The organism is Protofrankia sp. Cr1 (assembly GCF_963555865.1).
Classification (GTDB): Bacteria; Actinomycetota; Actinomycetes; order Frankiales; family Frankiaceae; genus Protofrankia.
In genome coordinates, this window is the sequence record NZ_CAUVXO010000368.1 from 1,756 (window position 1) to 5,971 (window position 4,216).

The 4,216-nt window shown below is 67.9% G+C and carries 3 protein-coding genes and 1 pseudogene; 1 reads left to right on the forward strand and 3 read right to left on the reverse strand.

The window, feature by feature from the left end:
• Together U9980_RS21495 and U9980_RS21500 are read right to left on the reverse strand one after the other, a co-directional pair.
• Positions 1-769: magnesium transporter CorA family protein (locus U9980_RS21495; RefSeq protein ID WP_322769576.1), on the reverse strand; the 769-nt coding region annotated here is incomplete at its 3' end.
• 294 nt (positions 770-1,063) lie between these two features.
• Positions 1,064-1,717: a hypothetical protein gene (locus U9980_RS21500; RefSeq protein WP_322769577.1), complete on the reverse strand. Its 654-nt coding sequence runs from the start codon at positions 1,715-1,717 to the stop codon at positions 1,064-1,066.
• 28 nt (positions 1,718-1,745) lie between these two features.
• On the opposite strand from U9980_RS21500, the pseudogene U9980_RS21505 reads away from it, so the two are divergent.
• Positions 1,746-2,282: pseudogene (locus U9980_RS21505) on the forward strand (DUF2399 domain-containing protein).
• A 142-nt stretch (positions 2,283-2,424) separates the two neighbouring features.
• Here U9980_RS21505 and U9980_RS21510 read toward each other — a convergent pair.
• Positions 2,425-3,408, reverse strand: a complete 984-nt coding sequence (locus U9980_RS21510) for an Rpn family recombination-promoting nuclease/putative transposase (protein WP_322769578.1) — start codon at positions 3,406-3,408, stop codon at positions 2,425-2,427.
• Between the last annotated feature and the right edge of the window lie 808 nt (positions 3,409-4,216).

Here is a 4,216-nt window from a genome sequence, read left to right on the forward strand (position 1 = left end):
GCTGGACGAGAGCTCCCTGGGGAACATCGGCGAACAAGGTGTCCTCCAGGTCCTCGATCGCGGCATCGAGAGCCTGTACCGCTTCGAAATGGCCGTCAACAACAACATCAAGCAGGCCGTAGAGAAGGTAGCCCACACCATGGCCGACAAGGTCGGGGTTGGCGTCCCACCGTTCCATGACCGCCTCAATATCGAACCCGTCATCCTTGCGGACGGTGATGAGAGCCCGTTCGGTGACGAAGACCGCCATCTCGCTGGTGACGACCGTACCGGTCACCGGATCCAACCGCGCACCATAGGCGCTCACAAACAAATGATCCGCATACCGGTCGAGTTTCGCCCGCTGATGCACGTTCACGGCATCCTCGACCGCCAGCGGGTGTAGACCGAACTCCTCGCTCAGGACAGCCAGATCCGCCCGGTCAGGGCTGTGCAGATCCAACCAGACCGTCACGTCATCCCCGTCGATGTAGTCACTGATGTCCGCGACGGGGAAACCCTCCAGCTCCAGTTTTCCCTCCCGGTACAGCCGGGTCCGCGCCGCGCACCGGGTCACACCGCCAACTGCGACGCAGCGCTGAAACGCCTCGTCCGGGTCCGCGTCCGGGTCCGCGTCCCGGCCAGGCAACCCCCGGGCAGGTTGGACCGGCAACACCCCACCCGAGACCCCCATGATCGGCACGGCCACGGCCGTGGCGGACAGCCGCACCTCGCCCTCCCCATCCTGGCAAACGCCCGGCGACGTCGGGTCAGGGTGCTGTCCGGTCACGGTCGCCTTCTCCTCAACGTCGACTCTGCCCGATGGGCCCGTGGACACGACAGCGCTGTCGGGGTCCACCACCATGCTGCCTGACCACCACCCGTCACCTGCCGCCACGGGACCTGTCACGTCCGCCAGGAGCGATGATCGAAGCCTGTGGATGAGCCCGGATAGAACCGCTTGATGGGGGTATGGATCGCACGGGAAAGGCGCACGTCATGCCGCTGGCGGTGACGGGCTCGGTGCTGAAGGTCACGGTAAGACCGACCTTCAGCACCGAATCGGATGCAGCAGCCCCGATATCTACCAGTCGTTACGACCGCCGCCGTGGCTGTCGCCACCGGAACGGTCGAACCAGCCACGCCCACGATTGTGAGTGAGCGTGACGGTCAGGATGGTGCGGTAGTCGTCGGCCTGGGTAGCAACCGGCGCGTAGTTCGGGGTCGGCAGCCCAAAAATCTTGCTGGTCGACGGCAGCGGCTGCGGGGTGTTGTAACCGGAGAACACCAACGTCGCACTGTCATGATCCGAGTCGAACGTCACCGACGGGGAATAAGAGCGCCCGGCAATAGGGGCGTGGATCAAGGAGCGGGACTGGGGTGCGTAGATCGCGAGGCGGAGGAGGCCCAGGTAGCGGTGTTCTACCTGGGCCGACGACAACGAAGCGAAATGCGTGCCCCAGCCCCGCGACGCCGCGACGCCGCGTCCCCTATTGCCGGGCGCTCTAAACTTGGGATTTAAGGTTACTCTCTGCGACTTGTGTCCGTTTTGGTGGTCTTCCGGTGCGGCGGACAGAGGGCCTTCGGTCGATTCTTCGACCCCTTGGGTGGTGACAGCGACAAAATCGACGTCGCTGGCCCCGGGACGGAAATCGTCCAGGGCCGCGGACCCGATCACGTAGAAGCCTTCCACGAGATCGGGATCAATGGCATCGACCGCTAGCAGATAGGCGTCCACGGAATCACGTACCGCAGCAGACAGCGTCATGACCCGTGATTGTCTGCCCGTGCCGAAGTGCCCTCCGGCACGGGGCTCATGCGGCGGCCGTCTGGCAGCGTTCGACCAACCCGCCGCCGGTGAACGCGTCGGGGAGGTGTGTCTGCGTCCGGGCGGCCAGGTAGTGTCCCTCTGCGAGAACCCACAGGTCCTCCAGCCCGCCGCCCGAGCGGGGCTCTCAGCACCGTTGGTCTGCCTCTCCGGCAACCCGGCTGAGGTCGGCACACGTCTGGTACGGGCGCTGGTCAGCGACGGCGCCCCGGTCCGCTATCACGGTGACTTTGACTGGCCAGGAATCGCGATCGCGGCACGTCTTCTCGCACTGGGCGCGACGCCCTGAAGGATGGCAGCAGCCGACTATCGGACGGCGGTCGCGAGACTCACCGCCGACGGCGGTCTCCCGCTCACAGGCGTACCCGAGGTCACCACGTGGGATCCGGATCTCGCGGCCGCGATGATCCGAGCAGGCGTCGCCGTCCACGAGGAGTCTCTGCTCGACGAGCTGCTGGCCGACCTCGCCCCCTGATCGCCTTCATCGCGGGCCGTGCACGCAGCACGCCAGGCGCACGTGCGAGCTACGGGATTCGACGAACCGGCACGGGCGCGTGAGCCACCTCGACGGCCGACGCGCGACGACCAGGAGACCGGCCTGGCGGAGCGCCCGCCGGTCAATCGAGGAGCTGGTCGAGGCTGTCGGCGGTCAGGACGCGGGCGGTCCAGGTCCGCAGCTGGTCCGCGGACGCGTCGCGCACGGTGGTAAGCACTGCCTCGGGAAGTGGGCCGAACTTGAGCGTCAGCTGCTGGACCAGCGTCTCGACACGGCCTTCGACACGGCCTTCAGCGCGGCCTTCGACACGGCCTTCGGCGCGGAGCTGTTCGGCGATGGTCATGTAGGCCTCCTCCGCGTCGGGACCAAGGGCGACGATCAGGTCGTGCAGCTGGTCACGGGACTCCGCTTCCCCGACCAGCTCAATGTAACGCAGCAGGGTCGCGAACTCCTCCCTGCCGTCCGGACCATCGAGCACCGCCCGCAGCTCGTCGACCCACGCCCCCAGCTCCTTCGCCAGCGACGGGTTCCCCGGAGCGATCTTTAACAGGAGCATGGTCATCCGCACCGACGGCGTCAACGGCCGTTCCCGCAACGCCTCCACGTCGACCCGGACCAGGTCGTCCAGGAGGAACCGGAACCGGGGCAGGTGCTCCCGCCACGCCTCGGCCAGGCCCGGGTCCAGGTCGACCAGGTCAGCCACCTCCACCGGCGCCGTCCATGCCTGCTGGTCGTGGTGCACCACCAGCGGGACCACCGCCGGCAGCCGGCTCGCCTTCGGACGGTCGGCCAGGTAGCGGTCCCAGATCCGCACGACGTAGCGCAGCATCCGGAACGCCATCAGCGGATCGTTGCTGCTCTGGTGTTCGACCAGCACGTAGACGAACGCCTCCCGGCCGTCCAGCGGCGCGGTGAACAGCAGGTCGGTGTGCCGCCACCGCAGCGTGGCGTCGACCAGGCTCCCAGGCACGAGCGCCAGCCGGTCCAGGTCGAGCCGGGCCACCACCTCCGGCGGCAGCGCCGCACGCAACTGCGACGCCGCGTTCGACGGCGTCCCCAGGATCCGGCGGAACACCGCGTCATGAGGCGTGGACGGACTCGACATGACCGTAACCGTACCGACACCCACCGACAAGCCAACCCACACAGCCGGGACCCGACCCACCCGGAGACCACGCGGGGCATCGGCGCTTCGTCATCGCCACCGAGCAGGACGCGCTGGACGGCCCGCGCGAGGCGCTCGTCGGCCTGATCGAGGAGTTCGGGGTTCCTCGGGAGTTGTCCGTCACCGTGGCGGCCTGACGCCGCCAGCGCCATCCGTCCGAGGCATCCGGGTGGTCCATGCGCTGGAGCGTCAGGGCTTAACTTGCAATTTAAGGTTCGGGGCGGCCCAAGGGCTCGAAGAACCGGCCGAAGGCCCCCAGCCCACCGCACCGCAAGACCACCAAAACGGACAACTGTCACCGACAGTAACCTTAAATTGCAAGCTAAACCCGGCCGGTGTAGTGGTGACGCACCGGGTCGGCCGTACCGAGATTGGCGTAATCGGTGCCGACCAGCGGGTTGGTGATCCCGTTGTCGACCGTCCAGTGCACCGCGCCACGGTGACCACTGACACCGTCCTGGACGACGTGTGGCTGCCGAGCTCAGACAGCACCGTGTGCGCCATCTGCATCGGGGCGGGGCGGGGCCGGGGCGGGGCGGGGCGCGCAGCGGAGCCGGTATCGCACCCGGCGCCGCTCCCCCGCTTCGGCCGTCACCAGGCCGGCTAGGCCGTTCGGCGGCGGTGCTCGGGGCGCAAGGACGGATTGCCCGTCAGATGGACGATGCCGGCGATGTCGGTGCCGGGCCGCACCACCGCGTCGATCGCGTCGAGCGTCCCGCCCTCGAGCCGAACGTCGGCCGCACCCAGT